The 25,566-nt window shown below is 60.1% G+C and carries 22 protein-coding genes; 9 read left to right on the plus strand and 13 right to left on the minus strand.

What is annotated here, in order from left to right:
• The first annotated feature begins 2 nt into the window (after positions 1-2).
• Positions 3-311, plus strand: coding sequence for a YhbY family RNA-binding protein (locus AAEZ05_RS08870; RefSeq protein WP_045060047.1), 309 nt, complete (start codon positions 3-5; stop codon positions 309-311).
• 9 nt (positions 312-320) lie between these two features.
• Here the strand turns inward: AAEZ05_RS08870 and AAEZ05_RS08875 are convergent, their stop codons facing one another.
• The 8 genes from AAEZ05_RS08875 to grpE all read right to left on the minus strand — a co-directional run bounded on the left by AAEZ05_RS08875 (position 321) and on the right by grpE (position 10,785).
• Complete coding sequence (locus AAEZ05_RS08875; RefSeq protein ID WP_045060048.1) at positions 321-725, minus strand: hypothetical protein; 405 nt, start codon at positions 723-725, stop codon at positions 321-323.
• A gap of 31 nt (positions 726-756) precedes the next feature.
• Positions 757-1,233: a transcription elongation factor GreA gene (gene greA / locus AAEZ05_RS08880; RefSeq protein WP_008029775.1), complete on the minus strand. Its 477-nt coding sequence runs from the start codon at positions 1,231-1,233 to the stop codon at positions 757-759.
• Complete coding sequence (carB, locus tag AAEZ05_RS08885) at positions 1,230-4,451, minus strand: carbamoyl-phosphate synthase large subunit (RefSeq protein ID WP_045060049.1); 3,222 nt, start codon at positions 4,449-4,451, stop codon at positions 1,230-1,232. Before carB ends, greA begins: the two co-directional genes overlap by 4 nt.
• Positions 4,452-4,567: 116 nt before the next feature.
• Complete coding sequence (gene carA / locus AAEZ05_RS08890; RefSeq protein WP_045060050.1) at positions 4,568-5,704, minus strand: glutamine-hydrolyzing carbamoyl-phosphate synthase small subunit; 1,137 nt, start codon at positions 5,702-5,704, stop codon at positions 4,568-4,570.
• Between the two features lie 258 nt (positions 5,705-5,962).
• Complete coding sequence (dapB, locus tag AAEZ05_RS08895) at positions 5,963-6,766, minus strand: 4-hydroxy-tetrahydrodipicolinate reductase (RefSeq protein ID WP_045060051.1); 804 nt, start codon at positions 6,764-6,766, stop codon at positions 5,963-5,965.
• A 10-nt stretch (positions 6,767-6,776) separates the two neighbouring features.
• Positions 6,777-7,901 carry a molecular chaperone DnaJ gene (gene dnaJ, locus AAEZ05_RS08900; protein WP_045060052.1) on the minus strand — a complete coding sequence of 375 codons (1,125 nt, stop codon included), beginning with the start codon at positions 7,899-7,901 and terminating at the stop codon, positions 6,777-6,779.
• A 298-nt stretch (positions 7,902-8,199) separates the two neighbouring features.
• Positions 8,200-10,116 carry a molecular chaperone DnaK gene (gene dnaK / locus AAEZ05_RS08905; RefSeq protein ID WP_045060053.1) on the minus strand — a complete coding sequence of 639 codons (1,917 nt, stop codon included), beginning with the start codon at positions 10,114-10,116 and terminating at the stop codon, positions 8,200-8,202.
• A 102-nt stretch (positions 10,117-10,218) separates the two neighbouring features.
• The gene (gene grpE / locus AAEZ05_RS08910; RefSeq protein ID WP_122837458.1) at positions 10,219-10,785 is read right to left on the minus strand and encodes a nucleotide exchange factor GrpE; all 567 of its coding nucleotides are present in this window, start codon (positions 10,783-10,785) and stop codon (positions 10,219-10,221) included.
• Between the two features lie 240 nt (positions 10,786-11,025).
• Between grpE and recN the strand changes: the two genes are divergently transcribed.
• The gene (gene recN, locus AAEZ05_RS08915) at positions 11,026-12,699 is read left to right on the plus strand and encodes a DNA repair protein RecN (protein ID WP_045060055.1); all 1,674 of its coding nucleotides are present in this window, start codon (positions 11,026-11,028) and stop codon (positions 12,697-12,699) included.
• A gap of 207 nt (positions 12,700-12,906) precedes the next feature.
• On the opposite strand, the gene fur is transcribed toward recN, so the two are convergent.
• A complete protein-coding gene (gene fur, locus AAEZ05_RS08920; protein WP_045060056.1) occupies positions 12,907-13,311 on the minus strand; it encodes a ferric iron uptake transcriptional regulator in 405 nt (134 codons plus the stop codon).
• 97 nt (positions 13,312-13,408) lie between these two features.
• Between fur and AAEZ05_RS08925 the strand changes: the two genes are divergently transcribed.
• Positions 13,409-13,936, plus strand: a complete 528-nt coding sequence (locus AAEZ05_RS08925) for an outer membrane protein assembly factor BamE (protein WP_045060057.1) — start codon at positions 13,409-13,411, stop codon at positions 13,934-13,936.
• Between the two features lie 58 nt (positions 13,937-13,994).
• Here AAEZ05_RS08925 and AAEZ05_RS08930 read toward each other — a convergent pair whose 3' ends face one another.
• Genes AAEZ05_RS08930 through AAEZ05_RS08940 form a run of 3 tightly spaced genes read right to left on the minus strand, consistent with a single transcriptional unit; the run spans position 13,995 to position 16,147 of the window.
• Entirely contained in the window at positions 13,995-14,309 is a 315-nt protein-coding gene (locus AAEZ05_RS08930) for an RnfH family protein (RefSeq protein ID WP_045060058.1), read from the minus strand.
• Positions 14,302-14,736, minus strand: a complete 435-nt coding sequence (locus AAEZ05_RS08935) for a type II toxin-antitoxin system RatA family toxin (protein ID WP_045060059.1) — start codon at positions 14,734-14,736, stop codon at positions 14,302-14,304. Before AAEZ05_RS08935 ends, AAEZ05_RS08930 begins: the two co-directional genes overlap by 8 nt.
• 7 nt (positions 14,737-14,743) lie before the next feature.
• A complete protein-coding gene (locus AAEZ05_RS08940) occupies positions 14,744-16,147 on the minus strand; it encodes a sodium-dependent transporter (protein ID WP_045060060.1) in 1,404 nt (467 codons plus the stop codon).
• Between the two features lie 118 nt (positions 16,148-16,265).
• Between AAEZ05_RS08940 and smpB the strand changes: the two genes are divergently transcribed.
• The gene (smpB, locus tag AAEZ05_RS08945) at positions 16,266-16,748 is read left to right on the plus strand and encodes an SsrA-binding protein SmpB (RefSeq protein ID WP_028623113.1); all 483 of its coding nucleotides are present in this window, start codon (positions 16,266-16,268) and stop codon (positions 16,746-16,748) included.
• A gap of 143 nt (positions 16,749-16,891) precedes the next feature.
• Here smpB and AAEZ05_RS08950 read toward each other — a convergent pair whose 3' ends face one another.
• Positions 16,892-17,659 (minus strand): GntR family transcriptional regulator, encoded by a 768-nt coding sequence (locus AAEZ05_RS08950; RefSeq protein WP_045060061.1) that lies wholly within the window; start codon positions 17,657-17,659, stop codon positions 16,892-16,894.
• Between the two features lie 260 nt (positions 17,660-17,919).
• Between AAEZ05_RS08950 and AAEZ05_RS08955 the strand changes: the two genes are divergently transcribed.
• From AAEZ05_RS08955 to AAEZ05_RS08975, 5 genes are all read left to right on the plus strand, one after another.
• Positions 17,920-19,614, plus strand: a complete 1,695-nt coding sequence (locus AAEZ05_RS08955; RefSeq protein ID WP_350599121.1) for a lactate permease LctP family transporter — start codon at positions 17,920-17,922, stop codon at positions 19,612-19,614.
• Positions 19,615-19,765: 151 nt separating this feature from the next.
• Complete coding sequence (locus AAEZ05_RS08960; RefSeq protein WP_350646930.1) at positions 19,766-20,590, plus strand: (Fe-S)-binding protein; 825 nt, start codon at positions 19,766-19,768, stop codon at positions 20,588-20,590.
• Positions 20,587-22,041 (plus strand): LutB/LldF family L-lactate oxidation iron-sulfur protein, encoded by a 1,455-nt coding sequence (locus AAEZ05_RS08965; protein ID WP_045060064.1) that lies wholly within the window; start codon positions 20,587-20,589, stop codon positions 22,039-22,041. Before AAEZ05_RS08960 ends, AAEZ05_RS08965 begins: the two co-directional genes overlap by 4 nt.
• A complete protein-coding gene (locus AAEZ05_RS08970; RefSeq protein WP_045060065.1) occupies positions 22,041-22,712 on the plus strand; it encodes a LutC/YkgG family protein in 672 nt (223 codons plus the stop codon). Before AAEZ05_RS08965 ends, AAEZ05_RS08970 begins: the two co-directional genes overlap by 1 nt.
• Positions 22,709-25,519 carry an FAD-binding and (Fe-S)-binding domain-containing protein gene (locus AAEZ05_RS08975; RefSeq protein WP_045060066.1) on the plus strand — a complete coding sequence of 937 codons (2,811 nt, stop codon included), beginning with the start codon at positions 22,709-22,711 and terminating at the stop codon, positions 25,517-25,519. Before AAEZ05_RS08970 ends, AAEZ05_RS08975 begins: the two co-directional genes overlap by 4 nt.
• Positions 25,520-25,566 lie beyond the last annotated feature (47 nt).

Here is a 25,566-nt window from a genome sequence, read left to right on the forward strand (position 1 = left end):
TTATGCCGCTCACTCAAGAGCAGAAGAAACAGTACAAATCCATTGGCCACCATCTGAAACCGGTTTTGATCGTGGCGGACAACGGTTTGACTGAGGGTGTGTTAGCCGAACTTGAACGCGCTTTGGCGGATCACGAGCTGATCAAGATCAAGCTCAACATCCTCGATCGCGAATCGCGCCTGGCGTCCATTGCAGAGCTGTGCAAGGTCGGTAAAGCGGACCTGGTCCAGGTCATTGGCAAGATGGCACTGATTCACCGCAAGAACTTCAGCGTCAACAAGCAACTGTCGAACGTCCATCGCTTCAAGTGATGACAAGGGTCAAGGGTGTGCTTCGCGCACCCTGCCACTCCATCCAGGTACCGGCTGCAACACCAGCACCAGCCCGGAAAACCCCAGGACGAGATAGCTGAAAACCTGCCAGCTCACGGCATCCGGCCATCCCAGGCGCACAGCGACAAACATCCCGCACGCATACAGCGCCATCAACAGCAGTTGCCCGCGAATATCGCGCCATAGACTGGCAAGGCCCTCGGCCTGAATCAGCACCAAAGCCTGAAAAATCACACACGCTGCGGCAAACCCCACCATCAGCGCATTCAGCATGCCTGCAATTTCGTCGATCAGCAGCGGTGCCAGGCCAATCCAGCCCAGCACCGGCAGCAGACCGATATGCAACAGCCACAGGCCGCCTACCCATAACATCTGGGTCAGCTGCCAGAGCATCGCGCCCGCACGAAGCGGGCGCCATGGCTTATCAGATGTGGCGAACTTCGACAATCTCATACTCGATAACGCCACCCGGCGTCTTCACGGCAACCACGTCACCCTCCTCCTTGGCGATCAAGGCGCGGGCCAGTGGTGAACCCACCGAAATCTTGCCGAGTTTGAAGTCAGCTTCGTCCTCACCCACGATGTGGTAAGTGACGCGCTCATCCGTCTCGACGTTGGCGATCTCAACGGTGGTGCCGAAAATCACTTTACCGGTATGAGGAATGGAAGTGACGTCGATGATGACCTGGTTCTGAATCCGGCCTTCGATGTCACGAATCCGCGCCTCGACCATCCCTTGCTGCTCGCGGGCAGCGTGGTACTCGGCGTTTTCCTTCAGGTCACCCAACTCGCGGGCCGTCCCGATGTCCTGGCTGAGCTTCGGACGGACGACCTTGGTCAGGTGAGCGTGTTCTTCTTCCAGGGCTTTGGCGCCCTGGACGGTCATTGGGTACTTGATCATGCCTTTAATCCTGCGTGTAGATCCTGCAAGCGGCGCACGGTCTTCTCGGGACCGAACTTCAGCGCTTCGCAGATGGCTTCGCCAGCAGCAATAGTCGTGGTGCAGTAGATCTTGTGCTGCAGCGCGTTACGACGAATGGAGTACGAGTCGGCGATCGACTGACGACCTTCGGTGGTGTTGATGATCAGGGTGACTTCGTCATTTTTGATCATGTCGACCACGTGCGGACGACCTTCGGTCACCTTGTTCACACGGCGCACTTTCAGGCCTGCGGCCTCGATCAGCTTGGCAGTACCGGCAGTGGCAACCACTTCGAAGCCCAAGTTGATCAGATCACGGGCCACGCCTGCAACCAGTGGTTTGTCATCGTCGCGCACGCTGATGAACGCGGTACCGCCGGTCGGCAGCACTTCGCTGGCGCCCATCTGGGCCTTGGCGAATGCTTCGCCGAAGGTGTCGCCCACGCCCATCACTTCACCGGTGGACTTCATCTCAGGGCCCAGGATCGGGTCCACACCAGGGAATTTGGCGAATGGGAACACCGCCTCTTTCACGCTGTAGAAGTTAGGAATGATTTCCTTGGTGAAGCCGATTTCCTTCAGGGTTTTGCCGGCCATGACGCGAGCCGCGATCATTGCCAGGGAAACACCGATGCACTTGGACACGAAAGGTACGGTACGGGAAGCGCGCGGGTTGACTTCGATGACGTAGATGTCTTCGCCTTGCAGCGCCAACTGCACGTTCATCAGGCCGACAACGCCCAGCTCCAGGGCCATTTTCTTGACCTGTTCGCGCATCTCGTCCTGGATGTGCGCAGGCAGCGAGTAAGGCGGCAGGGAGCAAGCGGAGTCACCGGAGTGAACGCCGGCCTGCTCGATGTGCTGCATGATCGCGCCGATCACCACGTCGGTGCCGTCGCAGACCGCATCCACGTCCATCTCGATGGCGCAGTTGAGGAAGTGGTCGAGCAGCACCGGGCTGTCGTTGGACACTTTCACCGCGTCACGCAGGTAGCGCTTGAGCTCTTCTTCTTCGTAGACGATTTCCATCGCACGACCGCCCAACACGTAGGACGGACGAACCACCAGCGGGTAGCCGATCTTGCTGGCAGCGCGAATCGCTTCGTCTTCGCTGCGCACGGTGGCGTTTGGCGGCTGGCGCAGGTTCAGGCGCTCGACCATCTGCTGGAAGCGCTCACGGTCTTCGGCGCGGTCAATGGCGTCAGGGCTGGTGCCGATGATCGGCACGCCGGCTTCTTCCAGGGCTCGTGCCAGTTTCAGCGGGGTCTGACCGCCGTACTGGACGATCACGCCTTTTGGCTTCTCGACGCGGCAGATTTCCAACACGTCTTCCAGGGTCACTGGCTCGAAGTACAGGCGATCGGAGGTGTCGTAGTCGGTGGAAACGGTTTCCGGGTTGCAGTTGACCATGATGGTCTCGTAACCGTCTTCGCGCAGGGCCAATGCCGCGTGCACGCAGCAGTAGTCGAACTCGATGCCCTGGCCGATACGGTTAGGACCGCCGCCGAGGATCATGATCTTGTCGCGGCCCGAAGGTGCAGCTTCGCACTCTTCCTCGTAAGTCGAGTACATGTACGCGGTGTCGGTGGCGAACTCGGCCGCGCAGGTGTCAACGCGCTTGTAGACCGGGAAGATCTCCAGCTTGTGGCGGTGACGACGCAGCGCCTTCTCGGTCACACCCAGCAGCTTGGCCAGACGCATGTCGGAGAAGCCTTTGCGCTTGAGCTTGAACATCAGGTCGCGGTCGATGCTGGCCAGACCCAGGGTCTTGACCTTCTCTTCTTCCTTGATCAGATCTTCGATCTGTACCAGGAACCACGGGTCGATCATGTTCATGCCGAAGATGTCTTCGACCGACAGGCCGGCGCGGAAGGCGTCAGCCACGTACCAGATACGCTCGGCACCCGGCACGGTCAGTTCGCGCTTGAGGATGCTCATGCTTTCCGGATTGCTCAGGTCGAGCTTCTCGTCCAGGCCGCAAACGCCCACTTCCAGGCCGCGCAAAGCTTTCTGCAGGGATTCCTGGAAAGTCCGGCCGATGGCCATGACCTCACCTACCGACTTCATTTGCGTGGTCAGGCGCGCGTCGGCTTTCGGGAATTTCTCGAAGGCGAAGCGAGGCAGCTTGGTCACGACGTAGTCGATGGACGGCTCGAAGGACGCAGGCGTAGCACCGCCGGTGATTTCGTTCTGCAGTTCATCCAGGGTGTAGCCGATCGCCAGCTTGGCAGCGATGCGCGCAATCGGGAAACCGGTGGCTTTGGAGGCCAGTGCCGACGAACGGGATACCCGCGGGTTCATCTCGATGACCACCATGCGACCGGTGTCCGGGCAAATGCCGAACTGGACGTTGGAGCCGCCGGTTTCCACGCCGATCTCGCGCAGTACCGCCAGGGAGGCGTTACGCATGATCTGGTATTCCTTGTCCGTCAGGGTCTGTGCCGGCGCAACGGTGATCGAGTCACCGGTGTGCACGCCCATCGGGTCAAAGTTTTCAATGGAGCAGACGATGATGCAGTTGTCCTTCTTATCGCGGACAACCTCCATCTCGTATTCTTTCCAGCCGATCAGGGATTCGTCGATCAGCAGCTCTTTGGTTGGCGACAGGTCCAGACCACGGGCGCAGATTTCTTCGAACTCTTCACGGTTGTACGCGATACCGCCACCGGTGCCGCCCATGGTGAAGGACGGACGGATGATGCACGGGAAGCCAAGCTTCTCGAGCACTGCGTTGGCTTCTTCCATGCTGTGGGCGATACCCGAGCGCGGGCAGTCCAGGCCGATGGATTTCATCGCCTTGTCAAAGCGCGAGCGGTCTTCAGCCTTGTCGATGGTGTCGGCATTGGCGCCGATCATCTCTACGCCGAATTTTTCCAGGACGCCTTCGCGCTCCAGGTCCAGGGCGCAGTTCAGGGCGGTCTGGCCACCCATGGTTGGCAGCAGCGCGTCCGGACGCTCTTTCTCGATGATCTTGGCAACGGTCTGCCACTTGATCGGCTCGATGTAGGTGGCGTCGGCCATGTCCGGGTCGGTCATGATGGTCGCCGGGTTGGAGTTCACCAGGATGACGCGGTAGCCCTCCTCGCGCAGGGCTTTGCAGGCCTGGGCGCCGGAGTAGTCGAATTCGCAGGCCTGGCCGATCACGATCGGGCCAGCGCCGAGAATCAGGATGCTTTTTATGTCTGTACGTTTTGGCATGGGTTTGTCACTCAAATCCGCAGGTCAGTCGGCAAGCCGTCTTGTTCAATCTGTGAAGCCTTGAGGGGGCCGCCGATGGGGGCCGCCCTCAAGCTTTGCTGCATCAGGGCGAGCGATCAGCGTCGCTTGGCCATCTCGTTGATGAAGCGATCGAACAATGGCGCTACGTCGTTCGGGCCAGGGCTGGCTTCCGGGTGACCCTGGAAGCTGAAGGCGCTCTTGTCGGTACGCTCGATGCCTTGCAGGGTGCCGTCGAACAGCGATTTGTGGATCGCGCGCACGTTGGCCGGCAGGGTCGCTTCGTCCACCGCAAAACCGTGGTTCTGGCTGGTGATCATGACTACACCGCTGTCCAGGTCCTGCACCGGGTGGTTGGCACCGTGGTGGCCGTGGCCCATTTTCAGGGTCTTGGCGCCGGAGGCCAGGGCCAGCAGCTGGTGACCGAGGCAGATACCGAATACCGGGATCTCGGTTTCCAGTACGTCCTTGATCGCCTGGATCGCGTAGTCGCATGGCTCCGGATCACCCGGGCCGTTGGACAGGAACACGCCATCGGGCTTCATCGCCAGCACGTCGGCCGCTGGCGTCTGGGCCGGAACCACAGTGACGCGGCAACCGCGCTCGACCAGCATGCGCAGGATGTTCAGCTTCACGCCGTAGTCGTAGGCGACCACATGGTACGGCAGCTCAGAGGCGTCGATGGTCGCGTGGCTGTCGGTTTTCAGGTCCCAGACCGTCGAGCGCCACTCGTACTGCTCTTTGGTGCTGACGACTTTCGCCAGGTCCATGCCCTTGAGGCCAGGAAAACCCTGGGCGGCGGCAATGGCGGCTTCTTCTGAGATGTTGTCGCCGGCCATGATGCAGCCGTTCTGTGCACCTTTCTCACGCAGGATGCGGGTCAGGCGACGGGTATCGATACCGGCGATGGCCACGACATTGTTGGCTTTCAGGTAATCGGACAGGGACATCGTGTTGCGCCAGTTGCTCGCAACCAGTGGCAAGTCACGGATGACCAGGCCAGCAGACCAGACGCGGTCAGACTCGGCGTCTTCCGGCGTGGTGCCGGTGTTGCCGATATGCGGATAGGTCAGGGTAACGATCTGTTGGGCGTAGGAAGGATCGGTAAGGATTTCCTGATAGCCGGTCATGGCGGTATTGAACACCACCTCACCAACGGTTTGACCGTCGGCTCCAATTGCTTCGCCGCGAAAAATGCTGCCATCAGCAAGGGCGAGTATGGCTGGCTTAGTCAAGAAGACCTCCCGTAAATAAAGCCTGAAAGGGCGATCGCAGGTGTAAAAAAGCGGAGTGACGTATGGACACGTCACCCCGCTCATTCACTGAATTATTCTGCGCGCTTTTAGTGAACACACTAAAGCTGTAGCTTACAGAAAAAGGCCTTTTTGGTCTACCGTCAATGAGCCTTAAAGGCCGGAGAATGCGACAGGTCGTCGCTTGGCGGAGTAAAACCGGGCTCAAACGCTGCGCGCGAGCCCGATCTCGGGTGCATCTTAACGCAGGTCGAGCACGTCTTGCATGTCGTACAGACCAGGCTCACGCCCGTCCAGCCACAATGCCGCACGCACCGCACCCTTGGCGAAGGTCATGCGACTGGACGCCTTGTGGGTGATCTCTACGCGCTCACCGTCGGCGGCGAACAGCACCGTGTGATCGCCAACGATGTCGCCGGCACGCACGGTGGCAAAACCGATGGTCTCGCGCTCGCGAGCGCCGGTCTGACCCTCACGACCGTACACCGCAACCTTCTTCAGATCACGACCGAGGGCATCGGCAATCACCTCACCCATGCGCACGGCAGTGCCTGACGGCGCATCGACTTTATGCCGATGGTGAGCCTCGGTGATTTCGATATCGACATCATCACCCAGCACCCGCGCCGCCGTATCGAGCAGTTTCAGGCACAGGTTGACGCCGACGCTGAAGTTGGCAGCGAAGACAATTGGAATGTCCTTGCCCGCCTCGGCCAGCAGCTGCTTCTCTTCGACACTGAAACCCGTTGTGCCGATGATCATCGCCTTGCCGTGCTTGCGGCAGAAGGCGAGGTTCTTCAGGGTCACTGTCGGGTGAGTGAAGTCGATCAGCACGTCGAACTCGTCGGCCACCCGAGCCAGGTCACCAGACAGCGGAACGCCAATGCGACCCAGCGCCGCCAGCTCACCGGCATCCGCACCGACCAGCGTGCTGTCGGGACGATCCACAGCCGCCGTCAGGCCGGCGCCCGGGGTTTGCTGCACGGCTTCAATCAGGGTTTTACCCATGCGCCCGGCGGCGCCCATCACTGCAATACGTCGCATGCCCTTCTCCTTACAAATCGCCGAAGAAGCGCTTCACGCCTTCGAACCAGCCAGTGGTTTTCGGCGAATGGCTGTTATCGTCCGCCAGCGAGCTGCGGAACTCTTCCAGCAATTCGCGCTGACGACGACCCAGGTTTACCGGGGTTTCGACCGCCACCCGGCACATCAGGTCGCCAGCACCGCCACCGCGCACCGGCGCAACGCCTTTGCCACGGACCCGGAACTGCTTGCCGGTCTGGGTGCCCTCGGGGATCTTCAGCTTGACTCGACCATCCAGGGTCGGAATCTCCAGCTCGCCGCCCAGCGCCGCATCGACAAAGCTGATCGGCACTTCACAGAACAGATGCTTGCCGTCGCGCTGGAAGATCGCGTGCTCGCGCACGTTGATCACCACATAGAGGTCGCCAGTCGGGCCGCCCTGGGCGCCCGCCTCGCCTTCGCCGGACAGGCGGATGCGATCACCGGTATCGACACCGGCCGGCACTTTCACCGACAGGGTCTTGTACTCTTCGATACGACCGTCACCGTTGCAGGAATCGCACGGGTCGGAAATGATCTTGCCCTGGCCATGGCAGCGCGGGCAGGTTTGCTGTACCGAGAAGAAGCCTTGCTGCATGCGAACCTGGCCGATGCCGCCACAGGTCGGGCAGGTAACAGGCGCCGAGCCCTTCTTGGCACCCGAGCCATCGCACGGCTTGCAGTTGACCAATGTCGGAACGCGGATATTCACGGTAGTACCGCGCACCGCCTCTTCCAGGTTCAGCTCCAGCGTGTAGCGCAGGTCGCTGCCGCGCTGGGCGCCGCCACGAGCACCGCCGCGACCGCCACCGAAGAAATCGCTGAACACATCGCCAAAGATGTCGGAGAAATTCTGACCACCGAAACCTGGCCCACCGCCGCCCATGCTCGGGTCGACGCCAGCATGACCGTACTGGTCGTAAGCGGCGCGCTTGCTCGAATCGGACAGCACTTCGTAGGCCTCGTTGGCCTCCTTGAACATCTCTTCCGACGCTTTGTCATCGGGATTACGGTCCGGGTGATGCTTCATTGCCAGGCGGCGGTAGGCCTTCTTCAGGTCTGCTTCGCTTGAGCCACGCTCAACACCCAACACTTCGTAATAGTCACGCTTTGCCATAAGTCTTTGCACTCTTGAGGACGTCCGGCAAACCTCTCCTGAGCCTTGCCAAACTCGTTGAGCCCCAATACAGGCCCGGACCCAACTCACGTCAATTCAACGATCCTGGTCTTTGATTCATTGCGGTACTTGCGGCGCGAAAAGCAGGAGCATTCCCGGCCATACCAGCAACATACGAACGCTGCCGCATGCTGTAAAAAATTCTCGTACTCCAGACACGCCAACGCGGGAGCAGGCTCCCGCGCGGCGACATCCTACCAGTCACCGCCTGAAGGCAGTCAACCGGGCGACCAACAACTTACTTGTTGTCTTTGACTTCTTCGAACTCAGCGTCGACGACGTCATCGGCCTTCTCTGCCTTTTCGTCCTGCGGTGCAGCGCCTTCAGCAGGCTGGGCCTGTTCGGCGTACATCTTCTGTGCCACTGGAGCGGAGACTTTCGACAGCTCTTCAACCTTGGCTTCGATCGCAGCCTTGTCGTCGCCTTTGACAGCGGCTTCCAGGGCTACTACAGCCGCTTCGATTGCAGTCTTCTCTTCAGCGCTCACCTTGTCGCCAGCATCAGCGATCATTTTGCGAGTCGAGTGCACCAGCGCATCACCCTGGTTACGGGCAGCAGCCAGCTCTTCGAACTTGCGATCTTCGTCGGCGTTGGTTTCAGCATCGCGAATCATCTGCTGAATCTCTTCCTCGGACAGACCGGAGTTGGCCTTGATCACGATCGACTGAGTCTTGCCAGTAGCCTTGTCCTTGGCGCCTACGTGCAGGATGCCGTTGGCGTCGATGTCGAAGGTCACTTCAATTTGTGGCACGCCACGTGGTGCTGGTGGAATCTCGGCCAGGTCGAACTTGCCCAAAGACTTGTTCTGAGCGGCTTGCTTACGCTCACCTTGCAGCACGTGAATGGTCACAGCGCCCTGGTTGTCGTCGGCAGTCGAGAACACTTGCGATTTCTTGGTAGGAATCGTGGTGTTTTTCTCGATCAGCGCAGTCATCACGCCACCCATGGTTTCGATACCCAGGGTCAGCGGGCTGACGTCGAGCAGCAGGACGTCTTTCACGTCACCGGCCAATACTGCGCCCTGGATAGCAGCACCCATGGCAACGGCTTCGTCCGGGTTCACGTCTTTACGAGCTTCTTTACCGAAGAACTCGGTTACCAGCTTCTGAACCAGTGGCATACGGGTCTGACCGCCAACCAGGATCACGTCGTTGATAGCGCCAACGTCGATACCGGAGTCTTTCAGAGCGATGCGGCATGGTTCGATGGTGCGTTGAACCAGGTCTTCAACCAGCGCTTCGAGCTTGGCGCGGGAGATTTTCACGTTCAAGTGCTTCGGACCGGTAGCGTCTGCAGTGATGTACGGCAGGTTCACATCGGTCGAATTGCTCGAAGACAGTTCGATCTTGGCTTTTTCAGCGGCTTCTTTCAGGCGCTGCATCGCCAGCGGGTCACCCTTGAGGTTCATGCCGCTTTCTTTCTTGAATTCGTCAACGAGGTAGTCGATCAGACGAATGTCAAAGTCTTCACCGCCCAGGAACGTGTCACCGTTGGTGGCCAGTACTTCGAACTGGTGCTCGCCATCAACTTCAGCGATTTCGATCACGGAAACGTCAAAAGTACCGCCGCCCAGGTCGTAAACGATCACGGTGTGATCGCCCTTGGCCTTGTCCATACCGTAAGCCAGAGCCGCTGCGGTTGGTTCGTTGATGATACGTTTAACGTCCAGGCCCGCGATACGGCCGGCGTCTTTAGTGGCTTGACGCTGGCTGTCGTTGAAGTAGGCCGGAACGGTGATCACCGCTTCGGTCACTGGCTCGCCGAGGTAGTCTTCGGCGGTCTTCTTCATTTTCTTCAGAATTTCAGCCGAGATTTGTGGCGGCGACATTTTCTGGCCGTTCACTTCTACCCATGCGTCGCCGTTGTCAGCCTTGGCGATTTTGTAAGGGACCATCTTGATGTCTTTTTGTACGACTTCTTCGTCGAACTTGCGACCGATCAGACGCTTCACCGCGTACAGGGTGTTGTGCGGATTGGTCACTGCCTGACGCTTGGCCGACTGGCCAACCAGGATTTCACCATCGTTGGCGTAAGCGATGATCGACGGCGTGGTACGCGCGCCTTCAGCGTTTTCAATAACTTTGGCTTTGCCGTTTTCCATCACGGAGACGCAGGAGTTGGTAGTCCCCAGGTCGATACCGATAATTTTGCCCATGTTAACTCTCCCGAAACTTTGGATTTGGTTGCCGCAGCAGTGGTGGCTAACTGCGGTAGCACTTAAACGCTTGACTTCTAAATGGGGGCCTTGCGGCTAATTTCAAGCCTGCTCGTCAATAGAAGGCGAAACTGGCGCTGGGGCCTTGCTGACCACGACCATGGCCGGGCGCAGCAGGCGACCATTGAGCTGGTAGCCCTTCTGGAACACCTTGAGCACGCTGTTTGGCTCGACATCGGCGCTTTCCTGCATGGCCATCGCCTGGTGCAGAACGGCGTTGAACGGTTCGCCATGCGGGTCGATCGCTTCCAGCTGATAACGCTTCAGGGTGTCCTGGAACATTTTCAGGGTCAGCTCGATGCCTTCACGCATTGGGCGGATGCTTTCGTCATCCGGGTTGGACAACTCCAGGCCACGCTCCAGGCTGTCGATGATCGGCAGCAGGTCGCCGGCGAATTTTTCCAGCGCAAATTTGTGAGCCTTTTCTACATCCTGCTCGGCGCGACGGCGGACGTTCTGCAGATCGGCGGCTACACGCAAAGCCTGATCCTGAGCGCCTGCCAGTTGCTCTTCGAGCACTTGTACACGGGTCGCCAGGTCGTCACCCGAAGTCTCGGGCGCCTGATTGGCGTCTGGATTTTGCGTATCCACTGTCTGTTCGTCAGCCATAGATTTCTCCTTTCAATTACGTCCGCGAGCTCAACTCGCGCTTCTGCCCAGCTATATGGGGCCGCAAAAATCAGCTTCAAGGGCTCGACCGGATTAACCCTACAAAAAAGAGCTGCATTGTGATTCCACCCAGCACTAAGGGTTTCGTCGGATCAAGCAAATCGAGCTAAGCGAGGGCATTGTCAGCCAGAATGAAAACACTGTATAAATAACCAGACCTAACACCTGGGAGCGGCCCTTATGCTGGTGCACCTGTCTGTACATAACTACGCCATCGTTGAACATCTCGATCTGGAACTTGATCGCGGGATGAGCGTGATCACAGGGGAAACCGGCGCCGGCAAGTCGATCATGCTCGACGCCCTGGGCCTGACCCTGGGCGATCGCGCCGACAGCGGCGTGGTGCGACCAGGCGCAGACAAGGCCGACATCCTGGCCACCTTCGACCTGGTCGACATTCCGGAAGCCAGCGCCTGGCTGGCCGAGCGCGATCTCGACAGCGACGGGCCATGCATCCTGCGCCGGGTGATCACCGCCGAGGGCCGTTCCCGCGGGTACATCAATGGCACCCCCTGCCCCCTTGGCGACCTCAAGTCCCTGGGCGAACTGCTGATCGACATCCACAGCCAGCACGAACACCAGTCCCTGCTGAAAACCGACACTCACCGCCGCCTGCTGGACGAGTATGCCGGCGCAACCGACCTGGCCCGCCATGTTCAACTGGCCGCCCAGCGCTGGCGCCAGACCCGCCACGAGCTGGACCGCCTCTCCAACTCCGGCGACGAACAGCGTGCCCGCCATCAACTGCTCAGCTACCAGCTCGAAGAACTGGAAAACCTCGGCCTTGGCGAAAACGAGCTGGAACAGCTGGAGCAGGAGCACAAGAACCTGACCAATGCCGAGACACTCCTGGGCATTTGCCGCCAAGTGGTCGAGCAATGCAGCGAAAGTGATTCGGGAAATGTCTTGAACGCCCTGACGGCCAGCCTCAATCGCCTGTCGAGCGTGAACAACTCCATCGGCGCCCTGGGCGAAGCCAGCAGCCTGCTGACCAGCGCACAGATCCAGGTCGAAGAAGCCGTTGGCGAGCTAAATCGTTTCCTCGACAACTTCGATGCCGACCCCGCACGCCTGCAGTACCTGGAGGAGCGCCTGGATGCGATCTACACCATGGCACGCAAGCACCGCATCCAGCCGACCGAAGTCGCGGAAATGCAGCAGAAACTGCTGGATGAAATCGAGACACTCAATGCCAACGACGAATCCATCGAGCGCTTGAGTGATGAGCTGGCGTCTTACGCCCGTCATTATCACGAGAAGGCCCGTGACCTCAGCGACCTGCGCCACCAGGCCGCAGGCAGCCTGGCCAGCGCGGTTGAACAGGAAATCCAGCGCCTGGGCATGCCCGGCGGGCGCTTCAGTATCGAATTGCGCCCCAACACCAGTGATGAACTGCTGCCTAACGGGCTGGAGCAGGTTGAATTGCTGGTCAGCGCCAACCCCGGCCAGCCGCTCAAAGCCCTGGCGAAAGTGGCGTCGGGCGGCGAGTTGTCGCGGATCAGCCTGGCCATTCAGGTGATCACGGCCCAAACCTCTCGGGTGCCAACCCTGGTATTCGACGAAGTGGACGTGGGTATCGGTGGCCCCACCGCGGAAATTGTCGGCCAGTTGCTGCGTCGCCTAGGCGAACGCGGCCAGGTGCTGACGGTGACCCACTTGCCGCAGGTGGCCGCCCAAGGTCATCAACATCTGTTTGTGCACAAGGTGCGCGGGGAGGACGCGACGCGTACCGCCGTGTCCAAGCTCAGCAAGAATGAACGAGTGGAAGAAGTGGCGCGCATGCTGGGCGGCATCGACCTCACCAAGGAATCTCTCGCTCACGCAAAAAAAATGGTGGTTACCGCAAAAAACTAAAGCGAACCCTGTAGGAGCTGCCGCATGCTCGGGCCGCGTTCGGACGACCTTTTGACTTTGCCCCTTGTAATGCAAAGATCAAAGGATCGCAGCCTGCGGCAGCTCCTACAGGAACCGCTTGCAAACCCATACAAGCAGCAGAAAGCACGAAGGCGACCCTGGGGTCGCCTTCGCTCGTTTCGCGAACCGAAGGTTCGCGCGACATACTTACTTTTTCTTGCGTACGTACAGCACAAGATTGTGATCAACCATCTCAAAGCCATACTTGTCGACGATGGCTTTCTGCAGACGCTCGATTTCTTCGTCGAAGAATTCGATCACTTCGCTGGTTTCGACGTCGACCATATGGTCGTGATGCTTGCCGTCGTCCAGCTCGAAGACCGCATGGCCTCCGTCGAAGTTGTGCCGCACCACAAGGCCAGCTGCCTCGAACTGGGTCAGTACACGGTAAACCGTGGCCAGACCGACGTCCTCACCAGCCTCCATCAGCGCCTTGTAAACGTCCTCGGCACTCATGTGGCGTTGCTCGGCGGAATCGAGCATTTGCAGAATTTTGACCCGCGGAAGGGTCACTTTGAGGCCGGCTTTGCGTAGTTCGCTATTTTCAACCATGGTCAGCTTTCTCGCGATGCTGCTTCGCAGCTTCTCTTAATGCGGGTATGATCGGCGTTTACGTTGTCCCAGCCAAGATAGTGGAAGTCGCCCACCGATGCAAAACACCAAGCTCTTGCTAACCAGTTTCACCTTTGTGGGACTGCTCGCACTCGCCGGTTGTTCATTCCCCGGGGTTTACAAAATCGACATCCAGCAGGGCAATGTCGTCACGCAGGACATGATAGACCAGTTACGCCCGGGAATGACCCGTCGGCAAGTACGGTTTATCATGGGCAACCCCCTGCTGACTGACACGTTCCATGCCGATCGCTGGGATTACCTGTACAGCCTGCAACCCGGTGGCGGTGAACGCCAACAGGAACGCATTAGCGTTATCTTCAACCCAAATGACCAGCTTGTCAGCCTTTCCGGTGATTTCATGCCGGGAGTCAGCCGTGACGAAGCCATTCTCGGCCAGGATGGCGGCACTAATGTGACCGCACCTGCAGAGAACGTCGAGAAGCCGAAACCGGAAAAACCGGTCAAGCCAGGCTCGTTGCTGGACCAGATCCAGAAGGACGTGGACGGCGTAGAGACCGTTCCGGTCCCGACTCCAGAGCCTCTGGACACTTCGCCGCAATAATTTGCGACGCATTAAAAAACCCGGCATGCCGGGTTTTTTATTATCTGCGGTTCAGCGATTACTGATTACGCGCCCTGGCTTCAGCCGCTTTTGCTGCGCGCAGCCGCCGAACTTCCTTGGGGTCCGCCAGCAATGGCCGGTAAATCTCGATCCGGTCGCCGGCCTGGGCCAGCCGGCTTTGCGGATCGGCCACCACCTTGCCGAAGATCCCAAGCGGGCACTCGTCAAGATTAAGCTCGGGAAACGCTTCGCCAACCCCGGAGCGCCGCACAACCTCGCGCACGGTCAGCCCCGGCGGCACGCTCACCGCCAACAACAGCTGGCGATCAACGGCGGCGTACATCACCTCAACGTCGATCATGACCTCAACCATGCATTTGCTTGGCACGCTGGCAGAACGCATCCACCAGGGTGTTGGCGGCCTGGTTGAACAGCGGCCCCAAGGTGGCGCGAACGATCGGGCCGGCATAATCAAACGACAGATCGAGGCTGATCTTGCAGGCCTTCTCGCCCAACGCCTTGAACACCCAGACGCCATGCAGCTGATTGAACGGACCTTCTTCCAGGTTCATCTCGATGGACTGACCGGGCACCAGCGTATTGCGCGTCACGAAATGCTGGCTGAGGCCACCCTTCGCCACGCCGACACTGGCGCGCATATGCTCGGCAGAACTCTCCAGGACCTCGGCAGACGAACACCAGGGCAGGAATTCCGGATAGCGCGCCACGTCGTTGACCAGGTCATACAGCGCTTGCGCCGGATACGGCAGCAGGGCCGAACGTTGAATATGTGTCGTCATGTCAGCGTCACTTCCACAGCTGGGCGGCAAACACTACAAGAATGCCGATGGGCGCCACATAGCGCATCAAAAACAGGGACAGGGCGAACAGTGCCGGACGGCGGATCGACAATTCGTCGCGCACCGCCTCACGGCCCATTACCCAGCCTGCAAACACCACGAAACATAACCCGCCAAGGGGCAACATGATTCGCGAGGTGAAGAAATCGATCACGCCGAAGAAGTCCAATCCCCCGGCCGCACCCCATTGATAGAGGTGAAACATCCCGCCTTCGTTCACGAAAAACTTGGCTTGCTTCCAGATATTGAAGGAAAACACCGTGCCCAGCCCCACGAACCAGCAGGTGAAAGCCAGCCAGAACGTCACCCAGGCGCGGCTGACCTTGGTCCGTTCAACCAGGTAGGCCACCATCGGTTCGAGCAGGGAAATCGCCGAACTCCAGGCCGCAACGGCTACCAGCACGAAGAACACTACGCCCATCAGTTGGCCGAAGGCTACGTTGCCGAAGGCGAAAGGCAGGCTGACAAACATCAGCCCTGGACCTTCGCTCGGGTTCAGGCCGGCCGCGAACACGATCGGGAACAGGGCCAATCCGGCGACCAGGGACACGAAGGTATCCAGCAGCGCCACGCCGACAACCGTACCGGAAATCGATGAATCCTTGGGCATGTAGGCGCCGTAGATCATGATCGAACCAACGCCGACACTGAGGGAGAAGAACGCATGGCCCATCGCGGGCAGCAGGCCATCAAGGACTTTTTCCGGATGGAAGTCGAACATGAAATGCACGCCTTCCATGAAGTGGCCCGTGGTCATGCTGTAACCCAGCAACACCAGGATCATCACGAACAGCAGTGGCATCATGATACGCAGGCTGCGCTCGAGCCCGGCGACGACGCCCTTGGCGATCACCACGGCCGACAGCAGCATGAATATTGTGTGCCAAAGTGTCAGGCGCCAGGGGTCGGCGATGACATTACCGAAATACGCGCCGACCTGATCAGGTGTCACGCCCTGGAAATCGCCACGCCCCATGTCGATGATGTAATCCAGCGACCAGCCGCCCACCACACTGTAGAAAGACAGGATGAGCAACGCCGTGATCATGCCGGCGAAGGCCCCCCAGGACCACTTGCCCGAATGCCCGGCCTCGATGGCCAGCACCTTCAAGGCATTCGCCGGGCTTTGCCGGGCACGGCGGCCGATCAGGGTTTCGGCCAGCATGACCGGCACCCCGATCAGCGCGATGCAGGCCAGGAACATCAGCACAAAGGCGCCGCCGCCATAGACGCCGACCATGTAGGGGAATTTCCAGATACTACCCAGGCCCACGGCCGAACCGGTCGCGGCGAGTATGAAGACCCAGCGGCTAGCCCAACTGCCGTGGACAGAAACCTTGTCTGTCGACATCGTTATCACGCCCAAGCGTTCAAAAAAGAGCGCGCATTGTCCGGGATTCAATCAACCTGCTCAAGCACGTAGCGATACCGTAGCCGACTCGCTTGCAACTCCCTATAATGCCGCCCCTATGGCTAAACAGAAGAAACACCCCACAGGGACCATCGCGCAAAATAAAAAGGCGCGACACGATTACTTCATCGAACATCGGTTCGAGGCTGGTCTGGTCCTGGCCGGCTGGGAAGTAAAGAGTTTGCGGGCGAGCAAGCTACAACTGGTTGACAGTTATGTACTGCTCAAGGATGGCGAAGCCTGGCTGCTTGGCAGCCATATCACGCCACTGATGACCGCAAGCACCCACGTCATTGCTGACCCGACCCGCACGCGCAAGCTGCTGCTGAATCGGCGCGAGCTGGAAAAGCTGGCCGCCGCCGTGCAGCAGAAGGGTTACGCCTGCGTATGCCTGTCCTGGTACTGGAGCAAGCACATGGTCAAGTGCGAGATCGCTCTGGGCAAGGGCAAGAAGGAATACGACAAGCGCGACACCGAACGCGAACGCGACGCCGGTCGTGAGCTGCAGCGTGCGGTGCGGAACAAGGGCAAGGAAGATTAATTCTTCTGCCTGAAATGCGGCGCCTGCGAAAAGATCGCAGCCTGCGGCAGCTCCTACAGTTTTGTGCGAGCCCGATGAATCGGGTTGAAACAAAATCCATGTAGGAGCTGCCGAAGGCTGCGATCTTTTGCACTCAAAATCGTTCACATCCCTTTGCGCCGCTCCGCCCGAGCCATGCGCTGCACTTCCTGACGCACTTCCTCCAGCACCTCCTGCACATACAGGATATGCCTGCTGGACACCTCTCGCGCCTGCTCGGCACGCCCCTCGATAATCGCCAGGTACAGCTCCCGATGCTGAGTGATCAGCATGTCGCGGGTTTCCGTGCGCTGTTTGTACATCCCGCCGATGTTGGTCACGACATTACGCTTGAGCAGATCGAACAGCCCGCGAATCGTGTGCAACAACACGGCGTTGTGGCTGGCTTCGGCAATCGCCAGGTGAAATTTCGCGTCAGCGGCGCCTTCTTCCGCGCGACTGATTTCATCGTGTCGCGTGTAGCAGTCCTGCAATTGAGTGAATGCCGCAGTCAGGCGCTCGCGATCAACATCGGTAGCGCGCAGCGCTGCGTAATAGGCGCATGACGCTTCCAGGGTGTGGCGAAACTCCAGCAAATCGCGCTGGGCCTCGGGATTGCTTTCCAGCAGATGCAGCAACGGATCACTGAACGTCGTGCCCAGGGATTCGACCACATAGTTGCCACCGCCCTGACGGCTGACCAGCAAGCCCTTGGCCGCCAGTTTCTGGATCGCTTCGCGTAAAGACGGCCGCGAAACGCCGAACTGCTCGGCCAGCGCACGCTCGGCAGGCAAGCGCTCTCCGGCCTTCAGCGTGCCCTCGAGAATCATCCCCTCGAGCTGCTCGACAATATCGTCAGACAAACGGCGCTGCCGAATCTGATCAAACCCCATGACTCATTTCTCCACGATCCCGACCACTCGCCGGGCTCTCTATTCTGGCCTATCGGCGCTGCGCAGGCACCTGCCGGACACTGTTTAGTCGAACGAAAAATCGACCCGCCAGGCGCACCTAAGACGAAAGTTTGCGGGCGGCAAATTGACACACCCCTAGAAGGCTTTTACTCTAGCCAACAGCGATTGTAAATTGGTATTACCAATTATCCAAGCACGCTGACCAGTGCCTGACCAACAACAATTAGGGGCCACCCCATATGCAAACCTGGCAACAGCTCTATACCCCGCTCGGCAGCCTAGGCTTCTCCGCGCTCGCCGCCGTTATCCCCATCGTGTTTTTCTTCCTGGCGTTGGCGGTGTTCCGCCTCAAAGGGCACGTGGCCGGCAGTATCACGCTGGCGTTGTCCATCGCCGTCGCAATCTTCGCTTTCCAGATGCCCGTGGACATGGCGTTCGCCGCCGCAGGCTATGGCTTCGCCTACGGTCTGTGGCCGATTGCGTGGATCATTGTCGCCGCTGTGTTCCTCTACAAACTGACGGTCAAGAGTGGTCAGTTCGAGGTCATCCGCAGCTCGGTGTTGTCGATCACCGACGACCAGCGTTTGCAGGTTCTGCTGATCGGTTTCTGCTTCGGTGCGTTCCTGGAAGGTGCTGCCGGTTTCGGTGCGCCGGTAGCGATTACCGCCGCATTGCTGGTAGGACTCGGCTTCAACCCACTGTACGCCGCGGGCCTGTGCCTGATCGCCAACACCGCGCCAGTGGCCTTCGGCGCCTTGGGGATTCCGATCATCGTGGCCGGGCAAGTGACCGGCATCGACGCGTTCAAGATCGGCGCCATGACCGGTCGCCAACTGCCGCTGCTGTCGCTGTTCGTGCCGTTCTGGCTGGTGTTCATGATGGATGGCCTGCGCGGCGTTCGTGAGACCTGGCCTGCTGCGCTGGTCGCCGGTTTGAGCTTTGCCATCACTCAATACTTCACGTCGAACTTCATCGGTCCTGAGCTGCCGGACATCACCTCGGCCCTGGTCAGCCTGATTTCCCTGACGCTGTTCCTGAAAGTCTGGCAGCCAAAACGCGCCGCCGGCCAACACATCGCCGGCGCCGTCTCGGCCTCGGTGGTGACCGCCAGCGCCGGTGGTTTCGGCCAACCGCGCACCAGCGTGGCATCCCCTTACAGCCTGTTCGAAATCATCAAAGCCTGGTCGCCGTTCCTGATTCTCACCGTGCTGGTCACCATCTGGACCCTCAAACCGTTCAAGGCAATGTTTGCTGCCGGCGGCTCGATGTACAGCTGGGTGTTCAACTTCGCGATTCCGCACCTGGATCAGATGGTGATTAAAGTCGCACCGATCGTGACTGCGCCGACCGCCATTCCAGCGGTATTCAAGCTCGACCCGATTTCCGCCACCGGCACCGCGATTTTCTTCTCCGCTCTGATCTCGATGCTGGTACTGAAGATCAATTTCAAAACTGGTCTTACCACTTTGAGAGAGACCTTCTACGAACTGCGCTGGCCGATTCTGTCCATCGGTATGGTCCTGGCCTTTGCCTTCGTCACCAACTACTCGGGCATGTCTTCGACCATGGCGCTGGTATTGGCAGGCACCGGCGCGGCCTTCCCGTTCTTCTCGCCGTTCCTCGGCTGGCTGGGCGTGTTCCTGACCGGTTCCGACACGTCGTCCAACGCGCTGTTCAGCTCGTTGCAAGCGACCACCGCGCACCAGATCGGCGTCAGTGATGTGCTGCTGGTAGCGGCAAACACCAGTGGCGGCGTGACCGGCAAGATGATCTCGCCGCAATCGATCGCCGTGGCCTGCGCCGCGACCGGCCTGGTGGGCAAGGAGTCGGATCTGTTCCGCTTCACCCTCAAGCACAGCCTGTTCTTTGCAACGATCGTCGGCCTGATCACCTACATCCAGGCCTACTGGCTCACCGGCATGCTGGTGCACTAAGACCTAGAAGCAGCATCGAAAAAACCGACGCCGGACCACGACTCCGGCGTCAGCTATTCACAACCCGGTCTGTAAGGCTGCTGAAAGCTTCCCTCTCTATATTCAGCAGCCTCAGCGGACGGATAACCGGGCCCACCCGGAGACACGCCTGATGAGCGAGCTTTTTTACAACGCCGTGCCGAACGCCACCCGCGTGGCCCCGCCACTGCCTGAGCCTCGGCAATACCCCAGCGAGAAACCGTCACGGGTCTACCTGTTCGGGACCTGCGTGGTGGATCTGTTCTATCCCGAAGCAGGGATGGATGCGATCCGCTTGCTGGAACGCGAAGGCATTCGGGTCGAGTACCCGCAGGGGCAGAGCTGCTGCGGACAACCGGCCTACACCTCGGGTTACACCGAGCAGGCAAGGACCGTCGCGCGCTCGCAACTGGCGCTGTTCGCCGCAGATTACCCGGTGGTAGTGCCGTCGGGATCCTGTGCCGGGATGTTGCGCGAACACTATGCCGACTTGTTCAAGGACGAGCCGCAAACGCTGAAACAGGTTCAGGCCCTGGCGGCCCGGACGTATGAACTGGCCGAGTTCCTGCTGTTTGTCTGCAAGGTGCAGCTCAAGGACAGCGGCGAGCCGGTAAAAGTGGCGTTGCACACCTCGTGTTCGGCGCGTCGTGAGATGAACACCCACCTGCACGGTCGCGAGTTGTTGTCGCAACTGAGCAACGTGGAGCGAGTCGACCACAGCCACGAAAGTGAATGCTGTGGCTTCGGTGGGACTTTCAGCGTCCGTATGCCAGACATTTCCGGCGCGATGGTGGCTGACAAGACCCGGTCGCTGAAAGAGTCGGGCGCGCACCAGGTACTCAGTGCCGATTGCGGTTGCCTGATGAACATCAACGGCTCGCTGGAGAAACAGAAGGAAGCGTTGCGCGGCCAACACCTGGCCAGTTTCCTCTGGCAGCGAACCGGAGGTGTTCTATGAACGCTTCCGCGATTATTCCTACGGTTGCCGTAGAAGAAGATTTTCGCACCCGAGCCCACACGGCACTGGGTGACCCGCAGTTGCGAAACAACTTTCGCACGGCGATGGATTCACTGATGACAAAAAGGGCAGCGTCTTTCAGCGATGCCCACGAAAGAGAACACCTGCGAGCGCTCGGCAATGCCGTCCGCGCCCGTGCTTTATCCAAGCTGCCCGACCTGCTCGAGCAGCTTGAACAGAACCTGACCCGCAACGGTGTGACAGTGCACTGGGCGGAAACGGTGGACGAGGCCAATGGCATCGTCCTCTCGATCATCCGCGCTCACGAGGGGCGGCAAGTGATCAAGGGCAAATCGATGGTCAGCGAAGAAATGGAGATGAATCATTTCCTTGCTGATCGGGGCATTGAATGCCTGGAATCGGACATGGGCGAGTACATCGTCCAGCTCGACCACGAGAAGCCTTCACACATCATTATGCCGGCAATCCACAAGAATGCCGGTCAGGTCGCGTCCTTGTTCCACGACAAACTTGGCGTGGAGTACACCAAGGACGTTGACCAACTCATTCAGATCGGTCGCAAAGTCCTGCGGCAGAAATTCTTCGAGGCAGACATCGGCGTCTCCGGTGTCAACTTCGCCGTGGCCGAAACCGGCACCCTGCTGCTGGTGGAAAACGAAGGCAACGGGCGCATGACCACCACGGTGCCGCCGGTGCACATTGCCGTCACCGGCATCGAAAAAGTGGTCGAGAACCTGCGCGACGTGGTGCCGCTGCTGTCGCTGCTGACCCGTTCCGCCCTCGGCCAGCCGATCACCACCTACGTCAACATGATCTCCGGCCCGCGCCAGGAACATGAACTCGACGGCCCGCAGGAAGTGCACCTGGTGCTGCTGGACAACGGCCGCAGCCAGGCTTTCGCCGACAGCGAGCTGCGCCAGACCCTCAACTGCATCCGCTGCGGCGCCTGCATGAATCATTGCCCGGTCTACACCCGAATCGGCGGCCACGCCTACGGCGAGGTGTACCCAGGGCCCATCGGCAAAATCATCACCCCGCACCTGGTGGGCCTGGCGAAGGTTCCGGACCACCCCAGCGCATCGTCGCTGTGCGGGGCGTGCGGTGAAGTCTGCCCGGTCAAAATTCCTATCCCCGCGTTGCTGCGTCGCCTGCGCGAAGAGAACGTCAAGGCCCCCGACAGCCCGAACCCGGTCATGCGCGGCCAGGGCAGCAAGTATTCGCGCAAGGAACGCTTCATCTGGAATGCCTGGGCCAGGCTCAACAGTTCACCGGCGCTCTATCGCCTGTTCGGCTTCTTCGCCACCCGCCTGCGCGCCCTCACACCGACCCGCCTGGGCCCGTGGACACAAAACCACAGCGCGCCAAAGCCGGCAGCCCGTTCATTGCACGACATGGCCCGCGAACATCTGGCCAGACAGGGAGATCGCTGATGAGTGCCAAGCACAATATCCTCGGCAAGTTACGCAACAGTCTGACGGGAACCACGCCGGTGCCTGACGACTTCGACGTCGAACTGCTGACAGCGCCCTACACCTACGCGCCCGAACAACGCATCCCGCAACTGCGCAAGCTGATGGAAGCGGTGCACACCGAGATCCACCTGACGTGCGATGAACAGTGGCCGGCACTGCTCGCGCAACTGGTCAAGGATCGCCAGCTACCCAGCTTGCTGATCGCACCGACCACTGCACACGGCCAACGCGTCACTCAGCATTGGGCGAACAATCCGCAGCTGCCAACACTCAAATCCTACAATCGTCCGATCGAGGAATGGAAAGCCGAGCTGTTCCACGACACGCCGGCCAGCCTGACCACGACCCTGGGTGCCATCGCCGCCACCGGCAGCCTGATCCTCTGGCCAACCCGGGAAGAGCCGCGATTGATGAGCCTGGTGCCGCCGGTGCATTTCGCCCTGCTGAAGGCGAGCGAAATCCGCGACAACTTCTACCAGGTGCAACAGGAATTCGAGTGGGCCCAAGGCATGCCGACCAACGCCTTGCTGGTGTCCGGCCCGTCGAAGACTGCTGACATCGAACAAGTGCTGGCCTACGGCGCCCACGGTCCGAAAGACCTGGTGGTTTTGATTCTGGAGGACCAATGACTTTACCGGCGGCTTTCCTGCGAGACGCGCAACAACTGATCCCCCAGAAGCGGCGCTTCGACGACCCGCTGTCGACGCTGGCCTTCGGTACCGACGCCAGCTTCTACCGGCTGATTCCCCAGCTGGTGATTCGGGTCGAGTCCGAAGACGAAGTGGTCGCACTGCTGAAGCTGGCGCAACGGGACCAGGTTTCGGTGACCTTCCGCGCGGCGGGCACCAGCCTGTCCGGCCAGGCAATCAGCGACTCGGTGCTGATCGTACTTGGGGATAACTGGAACGGCCGCGAGATTCGCGGCCAGGGCACACAAATCCGCCTGCAACCGGGCGTAATCGGCGCACAGGCCAACGCATGGCTGGCGCCGTTCGGACGCAAGATCGGCCCGGACCCGGCGTCGATCAACGCCTGCAAAATCGGCGGCATCGTCGCCAACAACGCCAGCGGCATGTGTTGCGGCACTGCGCAAAACACCTATCACACCCTGGCCGGCATTCGCCTGGTGCTGGCTGACGGCAGCCGCCTCGACACCGAAGACGCGGCCAGTGTCGCGGCATTCCGCCAGAGCCACGCAGCCCTGTTGGAGCGCCTGGCCACGCTGGGCCGTGAAACCCGCGCCAATACCGAACTGGCGGCAAGAATTCGCCACAAATACCGTCTGAAAAATACCACCGGCCTGTCACTCAACGCCCTGGTGGATTTCGACGAGCCTGTGGATATCTTGAGCCACCTGCTGGTGGGCTCCGAAGGCACGCTGGGCTTTATCAGCGCCGTGACCTACGACACCGTGATCGACCACCCCAACAAGGCCTCGGCACTGATCGTCTTCCCGGACGTTGAAACCTGCTGCAACGCGGTCAGCGTGCTGAAAAGCCAGCCGGTGTCCGCCGTGGAACTGCTCGACCGCCGCAGCCTGCGTTCGGTGCAGGACAAACCCGGCATGCCGGCTTTCGTACAGCAGCTGTCGAACAATGCCTGCGCCCTGCTGATCGAATCCCGCGCCGCGTCATCGAGTTTGCTGCAGGAACAACTGGCGCTGATCATGGCGTCGTTGACTTCCTTCCCCGTGGAAAAACAAGTCGATTTCACTGAAGACCCGGTCGAGAACGCCCGCCTCTGGGCGATCCGCAAGGACACCTTCCCCGCCGTCGGCGCCGTGCGTAAAACCGGCACCACGGTCATCATCGAAGACGTCACCTTCCCCGTGGAACAGCTGGCCAGCGGCGTAAACCGCCTGATCGAGCTGTTCGACAAACATCATTACGACGAAGCGATCCTCTTCGGCCACGCCCTGGAAGGCAACCTGCACTTCGTCTTCACCCAAGGCTTCAACAACCCGCAAGAAGTCGCGCGCTACCAGGCGTTCATGGACGACGTGGCGCAACTGGTCGCCGTGGAATTTGGCGGTTCGCTCAAGGCCGAACACGGCACCGGCCGCAACATGGCCCCCTTCGTTGAACTGGAATGGGGCAGCGATGCCTACCAGTTGATGTGGCAGCTCAAGCGCCTGCTGGATCCCGCCGGCGTCCTCAACCCGGACGTGGTACTCAGCGAAGACCCGCAGATCCATCTCAAGCACCTCAAGCCCTTGCCCGCCGCCGACGAGATTGTGGACAAGTGCATCGAGTGCGGCTTTTGCGAACCCGTGTGCCCGTCCAAGGGCCTGACCCTGAGCCCGCGCCAGCGCATCGTGATCTGGCGCGATATCCAGGCGAAAAAACGCGCCGGTGTCGACACCACAGAGCTGGAAGCCGCTTACGAATACCAGGGCATCGACACCTGCGCCGCCACCGGGTTGTGCGCACAGCGCTGCCCGGTAGGCATCAATACCGGCGAACTGGTGAAGAAGCTGCGTAGCCGCAAAGCAACCAGTAAGAAAACCGCCGACTGGCTGGAAGGCAATTTCGCCACCGCCCTGCAAGGCGCGCGCTTCACCCTGCACGTGGCCAACGGCGCCCGGATGCTCCTGGGTGCGCCGCGACTGGCGAAGGTGTCAGCGGCACTCAGCAAATTATCCAGAGGCCAGGTCCCGCAGTGGTCCAACGCCATGCCCCAGCCGGAAAAAGCCATTCGCTTCAGCCCGACCCTCTCGGACGACCGCCCCCGGGTGGTCTATCTGGCCGCCTGCGTCTCGCGTGTGATGGGCCCGGCAGCCGGTGATAACGAGCAAATGTCGCTCTACGACAAAACCCGCGGCCTGCTGGAAAAGGCCGGCTACCAGGTCGTGTTCCCAGACAACCTGGACAGCCTCTGCTGCGGACAGCCTTTCGCTTCCAAGGGTTACGCCGAGCAGGCCGAACACAAGCGCCAGGAACTCATCGGCGCACTGTTGCACGCCAGCCGCGGCGGGCTCGACCCGATCTACTGCGACACCAGCCCCTGCACCTTGCGCCTGGTCCAGGACCTGGGCGAAGTGCGCCTGGACCTGTACGACCCGGTTCGATTCATCCGCACCCACCTGATGGATCGTCTCGACTTCACCCCGCAGCAAGCGCCCATCGCCGTCCACGTCACCTGCAGCACCCAGCACCTGGGCGAGAGCCAGGCGCTGATCGACCTGGCGCGCAAATGCAGCACCAACGTGGTCATTCCGGAAGGCATTCACTGCTGCGGTTTTGCCGGCGACAAGGGCTTCACCACCCCGGAACTTAACGCGCACTCGCTGCGCTCGCTCAAGGACGCCGTGCAGCACTGCAGCGAAGGCATATCCACCAGCCGCACCTGTGAAATCGGCCTCAGCCAACACGGTGGAATCGACTACCACGGGCTGGTCTACCTCGTGGACCGCGTCACCCGAACGCGAGCGACCTGAAGAAAAATAGAACCCTTGCGCCTGGTTGTAGTCAACCAAGTAACCCG

It is taken from the genome of Pseudomonas sp. HY13-MNA-CIBAN-0226, assembly GCF_040310305.1.
GTDB lineage: Bacteria > Pseudomonadota > Gammaproteobacteria > Pseudomonadales > Pseudomonadaceae > Aquipseudomonas > Aquipseudomonas gregormendelii.

Bases quoted from the DNA above. Each gene is read 5' to 3' on its own strand.
- dapB (WP_045060051.1), bottom strand. From the start codon at position 6,766: ATGCGACGTATTGCAGTGATGGGCGCCGCCGGGCGCATGGGTAAAACC.
- AAEZ05_RS08975 (WP_045060066.1), top strand. From the start codon at position 22,709: ATGACTTTACCGGCGGCTTTCCTGCGAGACGCGCAACAACTGATCCCC.
- AAEZ05_RS08960 (WP_350646930.1), top strand. From the start codon at position 19,766: ATGAGCGAGCTTTTTTACAACGCCGTGCCGAACGCCACCCGCGTGGCC.
- dnaJ (WP_045060052.1), bottom strand. From the start codon at position 7,901: ATGGCAAAGCGTGACTATTACGAAGTGTTGGGTGTTGAGCGTGGCTCA.
- AAEZ05_RS08950 (WP_045060061.1), bottom strand. From the start codon at position 17,659: ATGGGGTTTGATCAGATTCGGCAGCGCCGTTTGTCTGACGATATTGTC.
- AAEZ05_RS08875 (WP_045060048.1), bottom strand. From the start codon at position 725: ATGCTCTGGCAGCTGACCCAGATGTTATGGGTAGGCGGCCTGTGGCTG.
- AAEZ05_RS08930 (WP_045060058.1), bottom strand. From the start codon at position 14,309: ATGGTTGAGGTCATGATCGACGTTGAGGTGATGTACGCCGCCGTTGAT.
- AAEZ05_RS08965 (WP_045060064.1), top strand. From the start codon at position 20,587: ATGAACGCTTCCGCGATTATTCCTACGGTTGCCGTAGAAGAAGATTTT.
- AAEZ05_RS08940 (WP_045060060.1), bottom strand. From the start codon at position 16,147: ATGTCGACAGACAAGGTTTCTGTCCACGGCAGTTGGGCTAGCCGCTGG.
- greA (WP_008029775.1), bottom strand. From the start codon at position 1,233: ATGATCAAGTACCCAATGACCGTCCAGGGCGCCAAAGCCCTGGAAGAA.
- AAEZ05_RS08955 (WP_350599121.1), top strand. From the start codon at position 17,920: ATGCAAACCTGGCAACAGCTCTATACCCCGCTCGGCAGCCTAGGCTTC.
- recN (WP_045060055.1), top strand. From the start codon at position 11,026: ATGCTGGTGCACCTGTCTGTACATAACTACGCCATCGTTGAACATCTC.
- AAEZ05_RS08970 (WP_045060065.1), top strand. From the start codon at position 22,041: ATGAGTGCCAAGCACAATATCCTCGGCAAGTTACGCAACAGTCTGACG.
- fur (WP_045060056.1), bottom strand. From the start codon at position 13,311: ATGGTTGAAAATAGCGAACTACGCAAAGCCGGCCTCAAAGTGACCCTT.
- carB (WP_045060049.1), bottom strand. From the start codon at position 4,451: ATGCCAAAACGTACAGACATAAAAAGCATCCTGATTCTCGGCGCTGGC.
- dnaK (WP_045060053.1), bottom strand. From the start codon at position 10,116: ATGGGCAAAATTATCGGTATCGACCTGGGGACTACCAACTCCTGCGTC.
- grpE (WP_122837458.1), bottom strand. From the start codon at position 10,785: ATGGCTGACGAACAGACAGTGGATACGCAAAATCCAGACGCCAATCAG.
- AAEZ05_RS08870 (WP_045060047.1), top strand. From the start codon at position 3: ATGCCGCTCACTCAAGAGCAGAAGAAACAGTACAAATCCATTGGCCAC.
- AAEZ05_RS08925 (WP_045060057.1), top strand. From the start codon at position 13,409: ATGCAAAACACCAAGCTCTTGCTAACCAGTTTCACCTTTGTGGGACTG.
- AAEZ05_RS08935 (WP_045060059.1), bottom strand. From the start codon at position 14,736: ATGACGACACATATTCAACGTTCGGCCCTGCTGCCGTATCCGGCGCAA.
- smpB (WP_028623113.1), top strand. From the start codon at position 16,266: ATGGCTAAACAGAAGAAACACCCCACAGGGACCATCGCGCAAAATAAA.